Consider the following 20,956-nt stretch of genomic DNA (forward strand, 5'->3'; position numbering starts at 1 on the left):
GCAGATATTATAACAAATATAGACGCCCAATAGAATTGGACGTCCTTGTATATCGTTTATTTCCTCAACTGTTTGTTTCGGATATTTTGCGGTGTGGCACCATACGCTGTTTTAAACTTTTTATAGAAAAAACTCATGCTGTTATATCCCACCTGTTTAAATATCATTTCGAACGGCAGATTGGTATTCACTACCAAAGAATAGGCTGCATTGAGTTTAATGTTGGCAATAAGCTGAGTGTAAGTAAGACCGGTTACTTTTTTTAACTTATTACTTAAATACGTGCTATTGTAATTAAAATGGTTAGATAATTGCTGTAGGCTTAAATGCTGATAGTGCTCTTCCATGTAATTCAGAATAGAGGTAATATTATTTTCCTGCTGGTTTAAGTGAATATTATGCTCGCTTTCCAATACACGGACCAATTCTCCAAATACAATTTGCAAATAAGCCTTCACCAATTCCATCGAATCCTCTTGCCTGGAATAATATTCGATTAAGATTCTACGCAATATATATTGAAGGTTCTCATTATGCTGCGACTCAAAAATAATAAAGTGATTATGGTGCTGATGCTGGAGGACAGAGTTGGCTAGAAATTCGCCAATCAGGCTTTTTTTCTTAGATAACCGCTGCAGAAACAGAGATGAGATCGTTTCTCTTTGCAGCAGGATATTAATAAGTATATTGTCTGATTTTTACACAGGTATGCTTGATATTTAACTTATTATCAAATTACAAAAGGATGAACTGTAACCAACTCCTCCCCTTAAGCATATATTAGAAAAAAGTAAAACATATATATGTATATGTTGAGGGGCAGAGATTTAGTGAGTAAGCATATACGAAAAATTATAGAGATATTAGAAGAGGCTCAAGTTTAAATTGTCAAAATTGATAAAGCAGAAAGGAAACACTTGTATAAAGGGGATTATTTTACACTTATTAGTGCGAAAACACTGATTAATTCTAATTAATCCCTAATTTAAAATAGTATTAAAAACATTTCATCTAAGAGAAAGGGAAATAATATCGAAGGACGAGCGACTATAGCAGTCTTTTTAATGGGAGTGATAGTCATAAAAAAATGCTGATCAAGCTTAAATTTACTTGAAAATCTTATGGTGCTTCAAGCTTATTGTTTTACTTCCGGAACGAGCCGACCACAATCTGTGCTATAAATGTAAAAATCCCCCGAGGGGGATTCCTTGAAATTAGTTTACAGATATTTGTTGACCGACCTGTGCCATATGAAAGGCTAGTTGTACCCGTTCAACTACTAGTGCCAGCAGAAGTTTGTTTATTAAGTCACTTAAGTCTCTGCAGACACCACCCTATCCATGCCATGTACATCAATGGAAGATTGTTTCAGGGCAAATACATGAATGTAAAGAAAAACACTTATCACACCCAGCAGAAACATTTCCAGTCCGATAATCCAGGACGGTACATATGCTCCGAACGTAATGGATAACGAACCGATCATCATGGCTCCCCTCGTTGTCAATGAATTGATCGCCATATAGGAGCCCCGTTTATCAGACGGCATAATATCCGCTAACAATGCTTGCTTTCGCGGAATATAGATTACTTCGCCAATGGATAAAATCAGCATGACAGCGAGAAGAAACCAGGGATTTTTGCCGATTACAATGAATGCATATCCGGCGGCGTACAGAAAAATTCCCACCATTACAGCTTTCGTATCTTTTGTTTTCTTAGAAAGCTTGGCAATAAGTGTGCCGAACAAAATAACAGACAATGTATTAATCATACTTAAAATACCAAACAAGTTATACCCGTTGATTTTCAAGGAGTAACCAGCTACAGAGAATAACGTTTGATGATCAATGATTTGAACAAGTCGAATGGGCGTATAATTGTTGGATTGCAGTTCAATGGACAGATCCAGTAATGAGGCAAACAGAAAGAATATAAACATCTTATTGGTTAAGACAACACGGTAATTTTCCGCTGTACTCCGCCAAAAACTTTTTTTTTGAATTTGCGGATCGGTTACGGACAAGCTTTCCGAAATGAAAAATGCGACGATCAGGAGCGAGCAGAAGGAAATGACTGCCAATGCAATAAACAGCTCCATCCGGAATTGTTCGAATAAGAAGCCGCCCAGTAGGATTCCTATTAGCATGGACACGTTCCAAAGCCAATAATCTAGTCCGTAAATATACTGCCGCTCTTCGCTTTTGCTGGAATCTATAATCAAAGCTGCCCCCGCAGGATTCGAAAGTCCTGCGCAGATACTGCTTATCAACATACCGCTGCATACAAGCAAAGTGGAATTAAAAAAAAGGCTGCTCCCCACAACCATTGCAATGATGGATGCTAACCGGACATACTCACTATATACTAATACCTTTTTTCTTCCATACAAGTCCGACATGTATCCGCCATAGAAACCTGCCATAAATGAAAGAAAAACATTGACAGCCAGCAATATCCCCGCCCATTTGACGCCGAATTCCATAGAAAAATAAATGCCCATGAAGGGAAAGATGGAGTTGGTAACCAATTGCGTTAAAAAGCGTTCAACCAATCTTAATTTAACATTAGGATGCAATTGCAGAAATTTCATATTTGCCCCTTTCAAAATCATCCCTTATGGTTCTCTTGCTTCTGAAGCTTTCTCGGCATGGAAAAGTTCCAGAATGTCGAAAGCATGCTCGGGAAGTTATACAGAAAATGTCCTATGACTGCAGGCAGGAGGGATTGGCTTATAACAATGGAATAGGACCAGGCTAGCCCCAACATAAACAAGGTAATGTAGGATTTCCAAGAAAACTCTTCACGCGTATCCCTTTGCATATAGTGTGAAAAAGAGAACATTGCGGAAGTGAGAACAACTGCGCCAACGATTCCCCAATCTTTCAGCAACTCCACCAAGAACAAGCGGTAAAACCATTCCTCGCATACCGCACTTCCAATTAAGGATAGTTCCAATATCACAAAGGTGCGAAATGAAATGGCCTGCATAAGGCTATAAATATCTTTATTTAACAAAGCCTTATATTCCGGCCACTGCCATATCAATGCAAACAATGAGGCACCAACAGCCAATACAAACGCTATCCCCCATCCGCCGCCCGTAGTTTCATTTGGCGGACAGCTTTCCATAAGCAAAGGCGGAATGAGATAAGGTAAGAAAAAGAAAACACTTCTAATCATATCCGCACCGCAAAAATGTCGGACTTTTCTTCTGATCAATTGCGTGGAATAAAACACGGCCAAAAATATCAAAACCGCAGAAATGAGACTGTTTATCACGATAAAGGACCTCGGCTTATATCAATCTGGGAAAAGGATGCCTTTTAATTAGGCAAGGATTTATAGCATAAGTAAACTACAGACAGTATTATACTTTTTGGCTTGCTTTAGGAGCCGCAACTTTTTGAATTTTAGGCTTTTTGTACATATTGTCACCTCCATTCCACTCGGCATCCTTTTCCCGGATTGAACAATTATATTGAAACCGACACATTCCTATACCACTTCGACAAAATTCACATTTTTAAGCTCTTGAATAAATTCATTTACATCCTCAAGAACTGTTTCTTTATCCTCTTTATACTCTTCGGCTATGGCTACGGCAATTTCATCAACAGTACGTTCTCCATCCAACAGACTCCAAATCTTATATGCTACCTCATCCAACAAATAGACGTCATTATTTTTCACAGCGTAAGTCTTGTCATTCAGTATGCGGGTTTGAATAAAAACATTACGAGCGTATTTCATTTTTATCAAGCTCCTTTATGGTTTTATGAATGAGATGTTGGGTTCTGTCATTCAATGTCTGACAGTATCGCAAGCATCTCCGGATTGAATCCCGAACGGTATTTTTATCGAAGGCTTCGCTTTGATAAACCAGATAGTCATTCAGTAAATTGGAATCGCTTGTCCAGTCGACATATCGTTTAAGTTTACGGAACAACCACTTGAGTCGTGGATTAGATTCCCCATTAACAGCCAAGAAAGCAGTCATACTGGCGTCCAGCAGATGTCTGGTTCGAAAAAACGCGGTTCCGTAGTCCCCAGATTGATAAGCCCCCTGGATATCTTCAATAATGTTGGTGTAATTAGTAGACTCAGACAATGCGATATACAGATCCAAGGATCGAAAAGGCAGCACTTGAAGACGTTCTACCATTTCTTGCGGACACGTTAGAAATATTGCGTATTTCAACCGATGCAGCAAATCAAGTTCATCAGCATTGAAGGAAATCGGGTAATCTTCCGAACGGATCTCGAAATGTTCAAGTTTGGCAAGGAGACTGTCAAAAAATTCATTCGTCAAATATGTAAAATCAAAGCGGACACTATCATGAACAAAATTATGGACAATGAACTGATTTACTGACAATACAATCGGATCAAGACCTTCCGTTTGTGAAAGTAAACTATCAATTTTAGGCATTGTATCCGTGATGACAAAAACGTCTATATCGGAAGAAGCGTTCCCAAAACCTTCGAAAACAGACCCTGCTAAATAAACCAATGCTCGGCTGTCAATCCAAGGAAGTTGGTCCATCACATAAGAATATTTTGAAATTGCGTCATCAACTTGAGTTAGCTTCATCAATTTCACATCCTTTTAATATATACTTTCGTGTATATATGTTAATATATATGTGTATGACAGTAATGTTAAATGCTTTTATTTCGCAAGAGAAAACATGTTAGAATGATAAAATGGAAAGAAAAAGGAGAATAACTTTATGTATCAAGAAATACGCGATTATAGAGAACTCCAGGTCCGGATGAATGAGCTTATCGGAGCCGGAAGTGTCTTTGCATGTTCATTGATTGATATAGACGACTTTCATGAGACCCGTCTTGAATTGTCCAAGGAGGAACGAATTCAGTTGATTTTCAATTCCCTATTCTCCATGAACGATCACGAAATGTATTATGTGGGATTAGATGAATTCGCTATTCTTAGCCTTCGCTACCAGTTAGAGGATCTATTTGTCTTGTTGATGGAGGGCAAACAGCATTTTGAGAAGGATGTCCAAATGACATTCAGTGCCGGACTTGCACAATTCCCTGATCATGGAGACAGCCCTGTTGATCTGCTCCGACATTTGGAGGAATCCTTGTTTAAGGCCAAACAAAACGGGAAGAACAAAATAGGTCTGGAACAGGAAAGAAAAATGAAATTGAAAAGCAACTATTATACCCTCACACAGTTGGAGCGGCTTAGTCAGGTTTCCAAATTATTAAACCGTTCGGAGGCATCCTTGCTTCGCGAATCACTGGATGAATTGCTGCGCAAGTATGAAAAATAGAAACTTTCCGCGATTCATGCCGCCCCTTTCCGGCAGTTGACCGGTTAGGAGCGGTGCTTCATTACTGGATGTTCCACAATCTCTCAACCCTCACTAGCTCTTCACCGTTGAACTCCATTTTGTATACATCCGGCTTGGAAGTTTGCATTAAAAAATGGTAATCATATTGGCTGTCAAAATATCCCATCATTAAGGTCATAACAGCTCCATGGGTTCCAATTGCTATTTTCCGTCCTCGGAAGGCCGTTAATAATTCTTTTAAAACCGCTACCGCGCGGCTCTGGCAACCGTTATTCGATTCCGCTCCCGGCAAAGCAAAATCGGGATCAGAAAACGACTTCTTCAACATTGGGAATAAGTCCTTATCAGGCATCCGGTGGTCATCAGTGGAAAAAATTCTTTCTTTCAGATTTTCAAATACAATGATTTCTTTTCCTGAACGCCGGGACAACTCCTGAATAGTTAGGATTGCCCGCTGATACGGACTGGAAACGAAAACCTCAATTCCTTCCCCATCCAACAATTCTGTTGTTCGATTAGCATCCGACATTCCTTTATCAGTTAACCCTCTTGTTCTTTCATTTCCCGCATTTTTCGGCGAATCACCATGCCTCACCATGTAGATAAACGTTTTCATAATATCCTCCATGAAAATTCAATGAATGGTTAATTATCTGGCCACTTTATTTTTCCTGAATACCCCTACCCACCATGCTCTTTTACCATTCACTTCTCCCGCGTAATTCTTCGTTACTTCATAAAGATCTACTTTATGAAAGTCACTCGTAATAATATCAATTTCCTTTTCAGTATAATGATGGTATGTCATCCCGTATTCATGCTCTTCATAGGATATGAACGTCAAACCATGATCTTCAAGAAGTTTATACTTGGAAGGCATATCCCGTGCCGTAGACCTGATCTTAAAAATCAAGTACCCACCCTTGGTCAAAACCCTAGATATTTCTTTAAATACGTTCACGGCAGAATTCCAATTGTTAAATTGAAGACTGTATAATGCAAGAACACAATCAAATTGCGAATCTTCGAAAGGAAGATGATAAAAATCACTTTCTATAAATTTAATGCTTACTCCAGCTTGTTTAGCTCTCGTTTCTCCTATTAGCAATGCTTCCTTTGAAATATCAATCCCCGTACACTTATGAAAGCGTGCAAGTTCCAATAAGTTGGTGCCATGGCCGCAACCTAATTCAAGTATATTGCTGCTAGGACGCAGTAATATGCTATTCTTTTTAACAATTTCTGACGTCTTTCCATTGATATCAGGGACTGACCGAACGGCGGTTCCCGCAAGAGCCTGGCCTTTATAAAGCTTGTTCCAGACCTCTTGATTTACAGCTGCGAATTCTTTACTGTTCACTGACCATCATCCTTTTCATATATTGTTTGTAAAATGCATTCTTCGCCAAATATAAAAAATGCACAGATTTACAAAGTACTTTTTTAACACTCATCCACACCAATTCTTTTATACTGTTTAAATGCATCAGGGTTTATACCGAAGAGTGTTAATAAAGATAATCTTGTTTTATTTTTATCAGTTTTCTGCTTGACAAATCTCCCCGGATAATGCTATAAACATGTTGATTCTAATATAAAACAACCAGCAATTCTTTCCCCAATGCATCAAGGTCCTTTGCTATTAAGTCTGCCGTCTAGTATCAGGAAATACGCGCCCATAATATAATCACAAATGAAAAGCGTTTTATCATATAGGACCATTACACATAAACTGGTCACAGCGCTTGGTATTGAGTTCTTGCCGTCATTATCGGTCACTTTATATTGATAATATTGAATATTAAACAAGCCGGGTTCCATCTATCCAATTCAAGACTTTCTAACAAAGTGGCTCACTAAAAAAAGAGGACGTCTCCCTGTAGACTAATCTATCCGATGCAGCATCTACAAATCATGGCCAGCCGGTTCGCTTCATAACTGATTTTGTGAAAAAATCACTTAATGACTGGTGTAGCTAACCTTCTACATGCCACAAAAATATTTACACAATCGTCAATATCTTTTCGGGTTGTTTGCCACGAGCATATACTTATCCGAATGGCGGGCTCATTCTGCCACAAAGCTCCACTACACCAACATTTTCTGCTTGCCTGTATATTCTTCAGCGTTGCCGAGGTTATTTCGGGGTTCTCGCATCTTACCACAATTTGATTAAACACTACGTTGTTTTCAATAAAAAAATTTTTTTCAGCAAGCTTTTCAGCAAAGTACTCAGCATTATCACAAAGATCGTCGACAAGTTTTTCAATACCGATTTTCCCTAAATATTTCATGATTGCCCATAACTCTACACTTCTTGCCCGCTTGGACAGTTCAGGAACATACAGCATACCGTCACGATGGTCGCTATATTGAAGATAGGACCCAGATGCCTGCATGGCGCTTACCAACGAATCCCTGTCTTTGCAAAGAACGACACCACAATCAAAAGGGGCGTTTAACGTTTTGTGTGCGTCAACAGACCAAGAATCCGCTTTTTCAAGGCCTTTTATCAAATACTTCCTCTTACCAGATACAGCGGCCCAAAGTCCGAAAGCCCCGTCCACATGTACCCAGGCACTTGTCTGGTTTGCCAACGTACAAATTTCATCTATCGAATCAAATGCACCTCCGGTAACATTTCCAGCTTGAGCTATAACCAATGTTTTGCTGTCAAGTGAAGGTAATTTACCAATGATTATGCGCCCCTGGTCATCGGTAGGCACCACTTCAACCATGTCTCTGCCAATTCCTAACATGGACAAGGCTTTCCATACAGAAGAATGGGCTTCCTTACCTACAACCACCCTGATTTTAGGCGCACCAAAAAGTCCTTTTGAATGGACATCATATCCTTGGTTTAAAAGCAATTTATTTCTTGCCGCGGTAACTGCACAAATTGTAGCAACCGAAGAACCACTAACAAAACCAGCAGCAGTGCCTTTTTTTAATCCAAAAAGGTCAACAAGCCACTTTTCGCATACTTCTTCCAGTTTTGATGCAATCGGTGACATAATATATAATCCGCTGTTCTGATCCCATATATCGGTAAGCCACTTCGTGGCCAATGCCACCGGAATTACCCCCCCGTTGACAAATCCAAAATATTTAGCACCGCTTTTGGCGACAGTTGCCTTTGACCCGTATTTATGTAGCATAAAAAGTATCTCAGAAGGGGAAGAGGACTCTTCAGGCATTTCCTCCTCAAACTTAAGCAGATTCTCCAAAGCTTCACAAGACGGCGAAACATCCATATGTGGCAAATTTTCTATATAATCATACGCATAGGTTTTAGCCTGTTCCATCAATTCTTTTGTTTTCAGTTGTTCCGTCATCTCATTTTGCAAGTTTATGTGACCCATAGTATGTTCCCCTCACATTATATTCGTGCAGCTGTGTCCCTTATTAATTTCACTGCAGCTGCAACATTTTCACCAATAAAAATCTCGGCATTTAAGATTATTGCATCAGGTTGGCAAGAAATGATGTTGTATAAATCTATTATTTCTGCTGGAGTAGGAATGGGTTGCTTGCGTAAAGATGTCAATATGCCAGTTGCAATATAGAGCTTTTTGCCTCTTCTCCTGGCTGTTTTGGATATTTCGGATTGATACTCGTATAATCTGCAAATTTCAGAATTCAACAACAAGTCTCCCCTGCCCAACATCAGGTTGGAAGAGTTTGCAATTTCATCGACATTTTTAATGGAATCTGCAGTTTCAATCTTACTAATGATTTCAATGTCCTTATCCAATATCCCATTTCTGCATGTTAACAAATCGCTTAAGCTCGTCACAAAAGAAAAAGCAACAGATGAGGGCTTAATCCGGTTAACCAAATCAATGTACCGCTGTCCGTTTAATTCCTTGATAACATAGTTATAAGACAGGGATTTTTTAGTGTACATTTTTATTTTGTTGGATAATTTTGCAAAAACACAATCTTGCTCATCATCTACTTTTACGACAGATAAAACACAATCACCATCGCTGTAAACAAGCTTTTGCCCCACAGAAACTGACCTGCATATATTTTCGTTATCCACAAATATAACCTTATTTTCGAAATATTTGAATTTGTTTTTATCTCCGGTTATAATGACTGTTTCTCCGGATTCGAAGTCATAAGTAAAGTGGTTATCTGCAAATGAAATTCTTGTCTTTTTTCCCGGAAAGGGGAGATCAAGCATAATCTTGCAATGTTGCATGTTCTTATTTTGAGTCAAGTTTCGAATGACCTTTTCAAAAAACTCCAGTTCTTCTTCCGAACTGCATTTCGCCAAGTTGAACCTGAAGCTTCGAATACCATACTTCAGCGCATAAGTAACTTTTTCGTTCACCGCTTCTTCATTAAACGGTATTCCGATAGTTGCAATAATTTCAGCATTACATATCAATATTGATCCCTCTTCTCCGTGAAAGGAAGGTATTTATAAAATAGAGCAACCTGTAATGCTGCTATACCTTAATTGCTGTCTCAATGATCTTACTTGCCAATTTGTATTTTGAAATTTTTTCTGGGACTAACCCATATTCTTGATTAATAAAACGAATCGGTATCTCTGCTTCCTTTGCTCCTTTAATTTCAAGTATTCTTTTATCAGGCTCCAGAATACCTAATGAGTTGTCTCCATAGGATGTGCAAACATCTCTATCAATTGTCAACCGGTATTCATTTCCAAAAAGTGTAATCATCCAAGGTGTCCGGTGATAACGCACAGTATAAGTGTTAAACTCACCACTCATAGATGGATGCTGATATGTTGGAAAGTTCAATTGATTGAGTAGTAGGAAAAATACCGATTCATTCGCGCAATAACATAAATTATGATAGACTTTCTCCTCAATCTTAATCCTTGTTTTTGAAACAAAGTCATTTTCTTTCATTTTTTCTTCAACAAAATAAAAATTCTGTTTTGAAGTTGTGTACATTCTCAAACGTATTTTTCCATGTTTATCATTTGAATTCCAGAAAAATTTATATATAGATTCAATTTTATAGCCCGAATCATCAAAACAGTTCGGATCGAGATGCCCATTATTGTTACAAAAAGAATCAATTCGACTTTCCAGGTTTTTATACAAAATATATTTATACTCAAATCCCATTGTTTACACCCCAGCATATTTTTATAGATCCAGACTGATAAGCATTCTAAACCAAATAACAGACAGACATTTTTGTATAGAGATCAAGTAAAAACTGTTTCAACTCGGAAATATTGAAAAAAGTAAATTGGTTTTTGGTTCCTATAATTTCTTTTCCAATTATCCATTTGCTGTTTTCATAATCGATCATGTTCAATTCTCGCTTCATAAAGTAATCTGTGAAGAAATTGATATGGTCATGTTCGAATTTCTTACTCTCAACTTCGATATACTTCATCCGTTTTTTCACTTCGCAATTCGAATCCAAAAACTGTACATCATGCCCGTTGACCTTATATTTTACGTCTTTGTATTTGATGGTCATTCTATTGAGTTCCTTGTAATATAATGCCAATACTTTATTTTGGAATATGCTTAAGTCCAATTCATCAATAGGGGCCCAGACGGTTTTATTCTCTTGATAGGTCTGTAAGATGTCATTTGTGGATGTCAACCTATCTTTGGTGGCTATGCTGTAGTATAAATCGCCGTGGTTCACTTTAAATGTGATTTTCTTCTTATCATGCTTACGATCTTCAAACAACATTTGAATACAATCGTTATATCTGAAAACAGTCAATCGGTTATCTTCAATCTGCTTATGCAAATCCTCAAGTAATTGTTGTGTATTCAAACTGAAATCGGACGTAATATAAGTTACTTCATTTTCCAAATTGATTTTCATGGTCCCCTCCTAAACTATGACTTTAAAGATTCATGCATTTTTCTTTCTTACTTTTACTACTTGTGGAGTGGCCAAGGCTCTCAACAAACTTGCCGATTTCATCAAACTCGTTAAAAATATAGGGTGAAGCAAATACATCACCCTGTTGGAACGATTCCAACTCAAACTCATAAAAAACTTTATTATTCATTTTATCAGTCGATTGGTCGAAGAAAGCGACGCCTAAAAATTCATTTTCACCGAGCACATTTATCCGGGGGAATCTTAAAATAAACCCCGTTCTGAACGAACTGACAATTGTTATATTCTTAAGCTCTAATAAATTTGTTACACCTAGAAATTTTTTTACAATTCTATGAATATCGCAATTAACATCGAACGTGCTCATATTTTCAGGGAGTTTACCGTCAACTTTGCAGGAATACTCATATCTGCTCCACGTTCTGTTAGTCATAGTCTGCGGAAGCTTGAGGTTTATTGAAATTTGCGGTCTATACCTCACCCTATACGTTATTCCGGCCTTTGATAGATTTAAATCATCTGTGTCGTAATAAAAATCATACATAAGTGCGTTTTTATACGGAACAACAACATAATTTTCCTTAAGATAGTCATAAATGGGTTTAAACTTTTTTTTCTCGGATATCTCAAACTTGAGTTCATTTTCAATGATCAATTTTTCCCTAATTGAATAACCACTTTTCTTCATTTTTCCCTCCATCTGTACTAGTGTGTCCATCACTTTTCATCCACCTTTGTCCACTTAATTAGTTTTTATAACATTACTCAACAATTAACATAGGATAAAAAACATTAATTATTACATTTGAAAAAAATTATATTTTTATATGGTTAATTTTACAAAGCGTTTACATTTTTCACAACTTCTAAAATTGTCGTTTATAATTTAATTTTGTCGTTTAATGTAAAATATAGTGAATAGTTTGTGTCTTTCCTTCCCAGACATCGACAAGATAACTTTAATTTTTTTTATAAGACTGATTGTCAAGCCAAATACGATATAGTACCTCTGTGAATGATTCGTGAGCGGTTTTCTAACCCAGACATTTTCGTGGGTGATGGTTAATCAGATGAAGCGAACGTTCCAGTTCCGTATGTCGTTGTTTTCCTTTATGTCTCAAATCTGCCACAGAGCCTTGTACCAAGCGCCCCTCGTTAATCCAGCGATAGATGGTTTTGTAGCAAACGATAGACCTACTCCCTTTTCTAAAACGCTCCACGCTCTGCTCAAAGTGACTAGGTCGCATGTTGCATTTCCCCTTCGATACCGAAGCTTGGGCAACGGTACTCGTAAGCTTGCTAAGAATCTTCGGATTCGTAAGACTTTTGTTCGGTATTCCAACGGAGTCCCCGGTTAATGGTAATGAGTTTCATCTTCGCTTCTACCGGGTAGCAGACTCTGGCTGCCAACGAAAAAACACCTCCAAGGTTGTCTCCATATCCTACGATAGGGTTGCATTCTCTTGAAGGTGTTTTTATTTGTCTCACGTTAGGGGAATCTTCATAAGCTACCAGCGTCAGATAACTACCTTACGTTATGGCCGTTTTCGGTTATAAAAGCGTATATATTTTTCGATTTTGGCTTTGTACTTCGGCTTGAGTTTCGCTTCTGGAGGTTTTTCGCTGCACGCCCAGCGGCCACATAGGTCTTAAATATTAAATATTATATCCAATTATTTATTAAACCATATTTATTTAATCATATAAGCACTTTCTTGTGCTTCACACCCCCATCATTTTGCCTAAAAAGAGTTGAAACTGCCTCATACTTGTCTTCAAAGAGCCAACTTGAGAATCTGCTCTTCGCTTGAGCAACCTAGGTTCAAATAAGCTAAGTATCCGCTTTTGGAAACCCACCGCTTATTCTTCATGTGCTTTAGATATTCCTGCTTTTAGTCATAATCCTTCGGGAACGAGAGACGGGTACTGCTGGAGCTACGCGATCATCTTTTCTTTATTCTGTAAATGCTCGTATCCCGTAAAAAGGTAAACTTGCGTTATTCTTTCTATTATAAGTCGATATGTAACAAGCAGCATCGTTCTCTTTGATGCCCGCTAAAAAGGTGATCTCCTCAGCCTTGACGCTCGACACATTCGTATAATTGAGCTTTTTTTCCTTGCCGCGTGCAGTTTTGGGTAATACGAATTCTCGCTGCCGCTTAAGAATCTCTACATCTGCTTCCCCATAAGAAGCTGCCAATGGAGATGCGTTTGCGAATAAAAACACCATCGAGGCAAATAAAGTACCCTTCGCGAATCTCTATAACATCCCAATGGTTTTTCAGGCTTTTAGCCCTAAATAGGGGCGCAATGCATTCGTTAACCAACTGTCCATGTTCTCCTCCTCATAGAACATCATTTCATCAGCCATGAGCTTATCAATTTGCAGATATTATAACATAGGACGCCCAATTAATATTGGACGTCCTTTTGTATCCTTCATTTCCTCAACTGTTTGTTTCGGATATTTTGCGGGGTGGCACCATATGCTGTTTTAAACTTTTTATAGAAAAAACTCATGCTGTTATATCCCACCTGTTTAAATATCATTTCGAACGGCAGATTGGTATTCACTACCAAAGAATAGGCTGCATTGAGTTTAATGTTGGCAATAAGCTGAGTGTAAGTAAGACCGGTTACTTTTTTTAACTTATTACTTAAATACGTGCTATTGTAATTAAAATGGTTAGATAATTGCTGTAGGCTTAAATGCTGATAGTGCTCTTCCATGTAATTCAGAATAGAGGTAATATTATTTTCCTGCTGGTTTAAGTGAATATTATGCTCGCTTTCCAATACACGGACCAATTCTCCAAATACAATTTGCAAATAAGCCTTCACCAATTCCATCGAATCCTCTTGCCTGGAATAATATTCGATTAAGATTCTACGCAATATATATTGAAGGTTCTCATTATGCTGCGACTCAAAAATAATAAAGTGATTATGGTGCTGATGCTGGAGGACAGAGTTGGCTAGAAATTCGCCAATCAGGCTTTTTTTCTTAGATAGCCGCTGCAGAAATAGGGATGAAATTGTTTCTCTTTGTAGCAAGATATTAATCAGTATATCGTCTTCTCCCAAAGGAGCGATGCTGTGAGGCACATCCTTATCCAGGACACATACTTGGCCTTCACAAAGCTGAATTTCTTTGCCTGCTATGATTTGATTGCACTTACCTGAGTAAACATAGTTTAATTCGATAAATTCATGCATGTGCTCCAGCATCGGAGCAAATCTATTGTGCTTGCTAATATAAATATCATGTTCTCCAAAGAAAAATAAAGCGGGCATACGGTATATATTCTGATTTATATCAAAAAAACGCTCATTCTCCGATTCTTTGGAGAGATCATTAATCACCTGATTGTTTTGCTGTTGTAAAAGTTCAATTTCCGTTTTGTTTCTCAGCAACTGATCCAACTCATGAAGGTTCATAAACACTGACTCCTCCTTCACTATATGATGGAAAACGGGCGGTTCTCCGCCCGTTGAAAAAATTACTATATCGGATACATCCCATTAACTGTGGACTGCCGCTTGAGTTTTGCTTCCCTTTCCTCTAATAGCGATTCCCAGACAAAGGAGTGCCGCAATCGTAAATACAATCGCAGAAACAAGGAAGGAAAATGAAGCCGTTTCATTTCCAGACAACACGCCAACTAACTTGATCACATAAGGCGAAGCAAACGCTCCCAAATTGGACCCTACCATCGCAATGGAAATGGATAAAGTCTCACTGCCTTTAGGTACGATTTTAGTTAGTATGGTAAAAATATAAGGAATAAACAGCGCAAAACTAAAGCCAATGATCAGCATGGCAACGGTAACCATGGTAACATTCTGAGCAAACCATAGTAGTACAAAACCAGTTGCTGTTAATAGACTGGAGATAAAGGGAGCGTAATTTCTAAACCATTTATAGATTCTACCAAACAGGAAGCCCGCAATCATGGTGGACAAGGAAAACAGCGTTAACGCAGTTCCTAAAAAACCAGCATTGGGCATGCTCTTTTCAGCAATCATAATGCCTGTTTTGGTATATACAATCATGATAAAAGTCATAAACAGAAAAAGTGCAGCCCCTAATCCAAGTACAGGTATGGATATTCCCCCGCTCTTGTGACCCTTTTCTGTCGAGTTCTCTACTGTAGGCTCCCCGCGCTCTGGTTCGGGAATGATCAGAAAGAATAATAGCGCAATAGGAATGGTGATTCCATAGCATAAAAAAGCGAACTGCCAGTCAATTAGGGCGAGCTGCCCTGCCACAAAGGTAGCCAAGCTGCTTCCGAGTCCTTGAACGGCGCTTTGAAAGCCTACTAATTGAGCACGTTCATCCCCTTCAAAAAAATCACTAATTAAACTGACGGCCAGTGAATTGAACATCCCGAGACCTGCACCTAGTACCAAACGCAGCGCAAGAATCCATGTAATATTCGTCGTGAACATGGGAAGTATTCCGCCGATGACTACGAGCAAAAGCCCTAGCAGGACTGTATTTTTTTTACCCAATCGAGAAGAAATCGGGCCACTCAATAGCACAAACAGCATCATCGAGAAGGATGGAATCGTGACTACGCTTTCAATCAGCGAACTGGAGACGCCTGATAATTGGTTCAGCATCATTGGTATGACAGCCGAAATGGCACTCGCTGACGTCAGGACTAAGGAAATGGATAGCAACGCCGTTTTAAACAAAACTTTGTTCTTTATATTCATTAAGCTCTCACCTCTAGTCTATGTTATTTAGCCTCTAGTTGCATCTGTACTGGAACGTATACTGTCCAGAACCGACCGTAAACGTCATTTCATGATCTCCGCTCCTTTGGAAAATCGCCTGTTCCCCTGTAGAACCTAATTTCCCGGCCAGCTCCTGTGGCACATCACCAGGCGGATACTGAATCGACGGATATTGCATAGCAATGGTCTGCTGTAGTGCATCCGGCTCCATAACGCCCGGAAGTGTAATCTCAGCCGTCGTATTATGTGGTACGTGAACCGTCATCTTCATTTCTTTATTCACGATTTCCCATTGGACTTCAAGCGTGCCATATGGCGTCTCCAGCTTGCCATGGGCCGAAGTAAGATTGGCAGGCGGTTTAGGAGCTAAACGTGATTTTTTATAGCCCGCTTCAAGCACATCGATTCCGGCAATATTTTGGTACATAAAGTCTCCTACTGAACCGTACGAATAGTGATTGAACGAGTTCATATCGGTGCTCCAGAATGAGCCGTCCACTTTAATGCTATCCCAATGCTCCCACATGGTCGTTGCTCCCCGTTCAACCTGATAGAGCCATGAAGGATAATCATTTTGAAATAAAATGTTATAAGCGACATCCGTATAGCCATGGTCGGATAAAACCAGACATAGATAGGGGGTGCCCACAAAGCCGGTATCCAGATGCATATCATTTTTTTCGATGAGCCGTACGAGCTCCTGAATCACTTGCGTTTTATACTTTTCTGGCACCAATCCGAAGTGCAAAGCCACAACCTGTGCAGTCTGGGTATTGGAGGTTAATTTGCCCGCGTCATCGAAGTAGCGGTTCGCAAAAGCCGTTTTAATCCCCTCATGTAAGTTTTTATATGTGTTGTAATCGGTATAGCGATTCAGCAGTTTGGCCGTCTGTGCCAATATATGAGTCGAATACGCAAAATAAGCAGTAGCCACCAGCGTTCCGTCCGTCGCCCCAAAATAGCTTCCTTCCTCGCTATCCAGCGCCAGCCAGTCTCCCAGCTGCAAACCGGTATCCCAAAGACATTCTTCGTCCCCCTGGGCGCGAATATAATCCACCCATGCTTTCATACTGTCATACTGCTGCACTAAGATTTGCTTATCCCCATAGCATTGATATAGGGTCCACGGACATATAACCGCCGCGTCTCCCCATGCTGCCGTCGTTTTGTCCATATTATCGGCAAAGGTTCCTTTGAGGACATCCGGCACTACAAAAGGCACTGCCCCATTTTCCAGCTGGTTGTAAGCCAAATCCCTAAGCCACTTTCGGAAGAAGGAAGCCGCATTCATATTGAAGCTGGCCGTTCTAGCAAAAATCTGTGCATCGCCGGTCCAGCCTAATCGCTCATCACGCTGCGGACAATCGGTTGGCACATCCAGGAAGTTCCCCTTTTGCCCCCACACAATATTGTGTTGAAGTTGATTCAGCTTTGGATCAGATGTCTCAAACACCCCGATCGTCTCCATGTCCGAATGCAGAACAACACCCGTAAAATCTTCAATCGTAACGCCATCAGGAAAGCCCTCAAGCTTCACATATTGAAAGCCTTGAAAAGTGAAATGCGGCCTAAATATCTCCGTCCCCTTCCCGCTACAAATGTACGTAATCTGCTGCGCTGCATCCCGAATATTATCTCTGTAAAAGTTCCCTTGCTGATCCAGCACTTCACCATGAACCAGATTCAGAACCGTACCTTCGGGGGCTTCCACTTTAAATTCCAGCCAACCTACCATATTTTGACCCAAGTTAAGCACCAGCTCACCTTTAGGAGTTCGAATGAGTTCAACAGGCTTCAATCGGTTCATCACACGGACAGGTTCGTTCTCCTGAGCAATCAGATGACTTAACGGGAACGAGACGACCTGCATCATTTTCCGTTCGGTTAAGGAGCTATGTTCGGCTGCCTGCTGCTCAAGTCGGGCATCATAGATTTCGCCGTTATAAATATCCGACATTAAAATGGCACAGCTCGTTTCCTCCCAGGAAGAATCAGAGCAAATGACTTCAGAACGGCCATCTTCATAACTAATCTTCATTTGAAATAACAATGCATTCGTGTTCCCGTAGGTGTCCTTGCGCTTTTGCCAACCCAGATAACCGCTGTACCAGCCTTCTCCCACCGTGACTGTGATTCGATTATGTTGTTCTCGAATGGTAGAAGTCACGTCATATGCTTGCACCTGGACACGATCGTTATAATCCGTCCATCCCGGGGTAAAGTAGGCATCGCCCACCCTTTGTCCATTGAACTCCAGTTCATACAGCCCAAGACTTGTAGCATAAATGACTGCTTTTTTCACTTTTCCCTCAACCGAAAAATATTTGGAAGCGGCAAAAGGAGCTCTTGTCTGAAACTGTTCATGGATGCTCCGCTCCTTCACTGTGATCCATTGTGCTTTCCAGTCCTGCTCATGGAGCAGCCCCATCTCCCAAAAGCCGGACTCACTCCATTCCGATTCTTCCGGTTCTGTGTCACCCGCTCCCTGAGCCCATACTTTTACCCGATAATAATATCTTTGTCCTGATTCCAGCGGGGGGCCTTCATAGGGAAACAAAATGGATTGATCCGAATAGGTAAAATGATTCCAAATCAGCGGTTCAAAAGTGGGATGAACGGATACTTGCAATTGGAAACGTTTTTGAGAAACATACATTTTTTCAGATTCGATCTGCCAACTTAACCGCGGTTTTAGACAACCCAATCCAATCGGATTATTTAAATGCTCGCATCTAAGCGCTTTCACTTTTAGCATTCTTATGTCCTCCCTGAGGTCTTCTTTTGTATTTCTATATTCAAATTAAAACGTTTCCATTGATTGTGCGCAATGTTGTATCCCTGCATGTTATATGCTTGATTTACAGGTGTTGAAATTCCACCCCTTATATTGAATCTTAAAATGGATTTATTGGAAAAATATGTGCGTTTGCAGAACAGCTACACTTAAAAAAAGCCTGAATCCGTTTGAGAAGGATTCAGGCTTGATTCTTGCTAGAAGGTTTATCTATTCTTTTTCAGCTGGCCTATGCCTGTCCAGCTAGCGCTTGTTCGGGCGTGGAAGCTGGATACAAGTGACAGGCTACCTGTCGCCCTGGTGCAGCTTCGGCAAAGATGGGCTGTACTTTGCTGCATATCTCCATGGCTGCCGGGCAGCGATTATGAAACGCACAACCACTTGGCGGATTTTCTGGACTGGGCACATCCCCTTTGAGTACAATCCGATCACGCTCCGCTTCCGGATCAGCTACAGGTACCGCAGACATTAGCGCCTTTGTATACGGATGCAGCGGCTTTCTGAACACTTCTTGGGTCGGTGCGAGTTCGACCAACTTGCCCAGGTACATCACACCCACGCGGTCGCTGATAAATTTGACGACCGACAGATCATGGGAAATGAACATATACGTCAGGTCATATTGTTTTTGCAGGTCCTTCATCAGATTGAGCACTTGCGCCTGAATCGACACATCGAGGGCCGAGACTGGCTCGTCACACACGATAAATTTGGGATGAAGCGCCAGTGCCCGTGCGATCCCGATCCGCTGGCGTTGACCACCCGAGAACTCGTGCGGATAACGATGTGCGTGATAAGGAGACAATCCGACCACTTCGAGCAGCTCTTCCACCCGCTCTTTGAGCTGCGTTTTGCTTAGCTTTTCATGCGTGATGAGCGGTTCTTCCAGCACCTGCTGTACCGTCCATCTGGGATCAAGCGAAGCAAACGGATCTTGAAACACCATCTGCATATCCGTTCTGAATTTGCGCAGCTGCTCTGTGTTTAGCTTACGTATATCCGTGCCATTAAACAGAATCTCTCCATCCGTCGGTTCGATCAATCTGAGAATTGCCCGTCCAGTTGTGGATTTGCCGCAGCCGGATTCTCCCACGATTGCCAGGGTTTCACCCTGCTGTACAGTCAGGTTAATACCATCCACCGCTTTGACTGCTCCCACTTGTTTGGAAAAAAGTCCTTTTTTGATCGGGTAGTGTTTTTTCAAATTACGTATTTCAAGCAGTGTACTCATGATATCCCTCCTGCTGTAGCAAGCAGCGGCTTTTGTGTCCGGGTTCCACTTCTGTAAGCTCCGGGGCCTCTGCACGGCAAATTTCCTTGGCAAACTGACAACGTGGTGCAAAGCGGCAGCCATGTGGCATATCAAGTGGGTTGGGAACCTGGCCCGGAATGGAAGCCAGACGCTCCTGATCACTGTTTAATTGTGGCAGTGAAGCTAGCAAACTTTGTGTATACGGATGCTTGGGCTCTTTAAAAAGCGTTTTTACATCGGTTTCTTCTACCACTTGTCCGGCGTACATAATCACGACCCGATCGCACATTTCAGCAACGACACCAAGGTCATGAGTAATCATCAGAATGGAAGTTCCTTCGGACTTCTGCAGCTCACGCATCAAGTCAAGAATCTGTGCTTGAATGGTTACGTCTAGTGCCGTTGTCGGTTCATCGGCGATCAGCAGCTTCGGATTGCACACCATCGCCATCGCAATCATCACCCGTTGGCGCATCCCGCCCGAGAGTTCATGCGGATAAGAAGCGGCTACTTTTTCTGGACGTGGAATTCCCACTTTCGTCAGCATGTCCACAGCCATGTCTTTCGCTTTGTGTTTGCTTACACCGTGGTGGTATCGGGCAGACTCCGCAATTTGCTTGCCGATTTTGAACACAGGATTTAGCGAAGTCATCGGCTCCTGAAAAATCATGGCCATCTCGTTGCCACGAATCGAGCGCATTTTCCGCTCCGAAAAATCCAGCATGTTTTCACCGTTAAACCGTACTTCACCAGCGGCTACTTTCCCAAGTCCCTTGGGGAGGAGCTGCATAATGGAAAGGGAGGTAATGCTCTTGCCGCACCCGGATTCGCCAACGATTCCGAGTGTTTCGCCTTTGCCAACCGATAGATCGACGCCGTCCACAGCCCGGATGGTGCCAGCCGCAGTCTTGAACTCCGTCCGGAGGTTGGTTACTTCAAGCAGTTGTGCCATGCCCTCTTCCTCCTCCTTGTCCATCATTGAACCTTCATGTT

At 40.8% G+C, this 20,956-nt stretch carries 18 protein-coding genes and 1 pseudogene; 1 reads left to right on the plus strand and 18 read right to left on the minus strand.

Annotation, left to right across the window (positions count from 1 at the left end; genetic code table 11):
• Nucleotides 1–56: 56 nt before the first annotated feature.
• The 5 genes and pseudogenes from MKX30_RS06600 to MKX30_RS06620 form a co-directional block, all read right to left on the minus strand.
• Nucleotides 57–692 (minus strand): annotated as a pseudogene (locus MKX30_RS06600) (helix-turn-helix domain-containing protein); the annotation flags it as partial.
• Between the two features lie 620 nt (nucleotides 693–1,312).
• Nucleotides 1,313–2,593: an MDR family MFS transporter gene (locus MKX30_RS06605; protein WP_341062619.1), complete on the minus strand. Its 1,281-nt coding sequence runs from the start codon at nucleotides 2,591–2,593 to the stop codon at nucleotides 1,313–1,315.
• Nucleotides 2,594–2,610: 17 nt separating this feature from the next.
• Entirely contained in the window at nucleotides 2,611–3,183 is a 573-nt protein-coding gene (locus tag MKX30_RS06610; protein ID WP_341062620.1) for a CPBP family intramembrane glutamic endopeptidase, read from the minus strand.
• A 315-nt stretch (nucleotides 3,184–3,498) separates the two neighbouring features.
• Nucleotides 3,499–3,753: a PqqD family protein gene (locus MKX30_RS06615; RefSeq protein ID WP_341062622.1), complete on the minus strand. Its 255-nt coding sequence runs from the start codon at nucleotides 3,751–3,753 to the stop codon at nucleotides 3,499–3,501.
• Complete coding sequence (locus MKX30_RS06620) at nucleotides 3,737–4,594, minus strand: hypothetical protein (RefSeq protein ID WP_341062623.1); 858 nt, start codon at nucleotides 4,592–4,594, stop codon at nucleotides 3,737–3,739. Before MKX30_RS06620 ends, MKX30_RS06615 begins: the two co-directional genes overlap by 17 nt.
• Before the next feature lie 139 nt (nucleotides 4,595–4,733).
• Between MKX30_RS06620 and MKX30_RS06625 the strand changes: the two genes are divergently transcribed.
• The gene (locus MKX30_RS06625) at nucleotides 4,734–5,303 is read left to right on the plus strand and encodes a hypothetical protein (protein ID WP_341062625.1); all 570 of its coding nucleotides are present in this window, start codon (nucleotides 4,734–4,736) and stop codon (nucleotides 5,301–5,303) included.
• Nucleotides 5,304–5,364: 61 nt separating this feature from the next.
• Here MKX30_RS06625 and MKX30_RS06630 read toward each other — a convergent pair whose 3' ends face one another.
• The 13 genes from MKX30_RS06630 to MKX30_RS06690 all read right to left on the minus strand — a co-directional run bounded on the left by MKX30_RS06630 (nucleotide 5,365) and on the right by MKX30_RS06690 (nucleotide 20,915).
• The gene (locus tag MKX30_RS06630) at nucleotides 5,365–5,940 is read right to left on the minus strand and encodes a histidine phosphatase family protein (protein WP_341062627.1); all 576 of its coding nucleotides are present in this window, start codon (nucleotides 5,938–5,940) and stop codon (nucleotides 5,365–5,367) included.
• A gap of 33 nt (nucleotides 5,941–5,973) precedes the next feature.
• On the minus strand, nucleotides 5,974–6,684 hold the full coding sequence (locus tag MKX30_RS06635) for a class I SAM-dependent methyltransferase (RefSeq protein ID WP_341062629.1): 711 nt from the start codon (nucleotides 6,682–6,684) through the stop codon (nucleotides 5,974–5,976).
• 595 nt (nucleotides 6,685–7,279) lie between these two features.
• The gene (locus MKX30_RS06640) at nucleotides 7,280–8,686 is read right to left on the minus strand and encodes a pyridoxal phosphate-dependent decarboxylase family protein (protein WP_341062630.1); all 1,407 of its coding nucleotides are present in this window, start codon (nucleotides 8,684–8,686) and stop codon (nucleotides 7,280–7,282) included.
• Nucleotides 8,687–8,703: 17 nt separating this feature from the next.
• A complete protein-coding gene (locus MKX30_RS06645; protein WP_341062631.1) occupies nucleotides 8,704–9,720 on the minus strand; it encodes a pyruvate kinase in 1,017 nt (338 codons plus the stop codon).
• A 61-nt stretch (nucleotides 9,721–9,781) separates the two neighbouring features.
• Nucleotides 9,782–10,432 carry a VTC domain-containing protein gene (locus MKX30_RS06650; RefSeq protein WP_341062633.1) on the minus strand — a complete coding sequence of 217 codons (651 nt, stop codon included), beginning with the start codon at nucleotides 10,430–10,432 and terminating at the stop codon, nucleotides 9,782–9,784.
• Nucleotides 10,433–10,478: 46 nt separating this feature from the next.
• On the minus strand, nucleotides 10,479–11,156 hold the full coding sequence (locus MKX30_RS06655; protein WP_341062634.1) for a hypothetical protein: 678 nt from the start codon (nucleotides 11,154–11,156) through the stop codon (nucleotides 10,479–10,481).
• A 22-nt stretch (nucleotides 11,157–11,178) separates the two neighbouring features.
• Complete coding sequence (locus MKX30_RS06660) at nucleotides 11,179–11,895, minus strand: CYTH domain-containing protein (RefSeq protein ID WP_341062793.1); 717 nt, start codon at nucleotides 11,893–11,895, stop codon at nucleotides 11,179–11,181.
• Between the two features lie 316 nt (nucleotides 11,896–12,211).
• The gene (locus MKX30_RS06665) at nucleotides 12,212–12,424 is read right to left on the minus strand and encodes a hypothetical protein (RefSeq protein WP_341062635.1); all 213 of its coding nucleotides are present in this window, start codon (nucleotides 12,422–12,424) and stop codon (nucleotides 12,212–12,214) included.
• A 1,192-nt stretch (nucleotides 12,425–13,616) separates the two neighbouring features.
• Nucleotides 13,617–14,615: an AraC family transcriptional regulator gene (locus MKX30_RS06670; RefSeq protein ID WP_034095071.1), complete on the minus strand. Its 999-nt coding sequence runs from the start codon at nucleotides 14,613–14,615 to the stop codon at nucleotides 13,617–13,619.
• An 84-nt stretch (nucleotides 14,616–14,699) separates the two neighbouring features.
• Entirely contained in the window at nucleotides 14,700–15,896 is a 1,197-nt protein-coding gene (locus MKX30_RS06675; protein ID WP_023989672.1) for an MFS transporter, read from the minus strand.
• Nucleotides 15,897–15,930: 34 nt separating this feature from the next.
• Entirely contained in the window at nucleotides 15,931–18,672 is a 2,742-nt protein-coding gene (locus tag MKX30_RS06680) for a family 78 glycoside hydrolase catalytic domain (protein WP_341062637.1), read from the minus strand.
• A gap of 268 nt (nucleotides 18,673–18,940) precedes the next feature.
• A complete protein-coding gene (locus MKX30_RS06685; RefSeq protein WP_028542292.1) occupies nucleotides 18,941–19,942 on the minus strand; it encodes an ABC transporter ATP-binding protein in 1,002 nt (333 codons plus the stop codon).
• Complete coding sequence (locus MKX30_RS06690) at nucleotides 19,926–20,915, minus strand: ABC transporter ATP-binding protein (protein WP_023989675.1); 990 nt, start codon at nucleotides 20,913–20,915, stop codon at nucleotides 19,926–19,928. Before MKX30_RS06690 ends, MKX30_RS06685 begins: the two co-directional genes overlap by 17 nt.
• Between the last annotated feature and the right edge of the window lie 41 nt (nucleotides 20,916–20,956).

The organism is Paenibacillus sp. FSL P2-0173 (genome assembly GCF_038008045.1).
Taxonomy (GTDB): domain Bacteria; phylum Bacillota; class Bacilli; order Paenibacillales; family Paenibacillaceae; genus Paenibacillus; species Paenibacillus polymyxa_B.

Bases quoted from the DNA above. Each gene is read 5' to 3' on its own strand.
- MKX30_RS06605 (WP_341062619.1), bottom strand. From the start codon at position 2,593: ATGAAATTTCTGCAATTGCATCCTAATGTTAAATTAAGATTGGTTGAA.
- MKX30_RS06610 (WP_341062620.1), bottom strand. From the start codon at position 3,183: ATGATTAGAAGTGTTTTCTTTTTCTTACCTTATCTCATTCCGCCTTTG.
- MKX30_RS06615 (WP_341062622.1), bottom strand. From the start codon at position 3,753: ATGAAATACGCTCGTAATGTTTTTATTCAAACCCGCATACTGAATGAC.
- MKX30_RS06620 (WP_341062623.1), bottom strand. From the start codon at position 4,594: ATGAAGCTAACTCAAGTTGATGACGCAATTTCAAAATATTCTTATGTG.
- MKX30_RS06625 (WP_341062625.1), top strand. From the start codon at position 4,734: ATGTATCAAGAAATACGCGATTATAGAGAACTCCAGGTCCGGATGAAT.
- MKX30_RS06630 (WP_341062627.1), bottom strand. From the start codon at position 5,940: ATGAAAACGTTTATCTACATGGTGAGGCATGGTGATTCGCCGAAAAAT.
- MKX30_RS06640 (WP_341062630.1), bottom strand. From the start codon at position 8,686: ATGGGTCACATAAACTTGCAAAATGAGATGACGGAACAACTGAAAACA.
- MKX30_RS06650 (WP_341062633.1), bottom strand. From the start codon at position 10,432: ATGGGATTTGAGTATAAATATATTTTGTATAAAAACCTGGAAAGTCGA.
- MKX30_RS06655 (WP_341062634.1), bottom strand. From the start codon at position 11,156: ATGAAAATCAATTTGGAAAATGAAGTAACTTATATTACGTCCGATTTC.
- MKX30_RS06660 (WP_341062793.1), bottom strand. From the start codon at position 11,895: ATGGACACACTAGTACAGATGGAGGGAAAAATGAAGAAAAGTGGTTAT.
- MKX30_RS06665 (WP_341062635.1), bottom strand. From the start codon at position 12,424: ATGCGACCTAGTCACTTTGAGCAGAGCGTGGAGCGTTTTAGAAAAGGG.
- MKX30_RS06670 (WP_034095071.1), bottom strand. From the start codon at position 14,615: ATGAACCTTCATGAGTTGGATCAGTTGCTGAGAAACAAAACGGAAATT.
- MKX30_RS06675 (WP_023989672.1), bottom strand. From the start codon at position 15,896: ATGAATATAAAGAACAAAGTTTTGTTTAAAACGGCGTTGCTATCCATT.
- MKX30_RS06680 (WP_341062637.1), bottom strand. From the start codon at position 18,672: ATGCTAAAAGTGAAAGCGCTTAGATGCGAGCATTTAAATAATCCGATT.
- MKX30_RS06685 (WP_028542292.1), bottom strand. From the start codon at position 19,942: ATGAGTACACTGCTTGAAATACGTAATTTGAAAAAACACTACCCGATC.
- MKX30_RS06690 (WP_023989675.1), bottom strand. From the start codon at position 20,915: ATGGCACAACTGCTTGAAGTAACCAACCTCCGGACGGAGTTCAAGACT.